General features: G+C 55.2%; 1 protein-coding gene. It reads left to right on the top strand.

Annotated elements, in window-relative coordinates; translation table 11 throughout:
* Nucleotides 1-297: hypothetical protein (locus NE591_RS14680; protein WP_256157037.1), on the top strand; the 297-nt coding region annotated here is incomplete at both ends.

Raw genomic sequence — 297 nt, 5'->3', positions numbered from 1 at the left:
CCCACCTGCATCGTCATGGAGCATTTCATCACCCCGACGCACGATATGTACCTGGCCGAATACACACCCGAGCCATACGCCTGCGTGAGCGAAGTCAGCGCGCCCACACTTACATGCATGCCCGAGGCTGGCATAACGCCCGCGAACCTCAAACCATTGCATGGACCATGGCCAAACAATGCCGTTTGCAGCTTTATCCAAGATAGCTGTGGCGAGGAATTAAGCCCGCTGTTTGCGGGGGAGCTTTATCACTCGCGCTCGGTGCTCTTTTTGCCTGGATATTTTGACGAACTGGAA

This window comes from Adlercreutzia sp. DFI.6.23 (assembly GCF_024462535.1).
In the GTDB taxonomy this organism is placed as follows: Bacteria; Actinomycetota; Coriobacteriia; order Coriobacteriales; family Eggerthellaceae; genus Adlercreutzia; species Adlercreutzia rubneri.
This window is presented reverse-complemented; position numbering and strand designations above follow the sequence as displayed.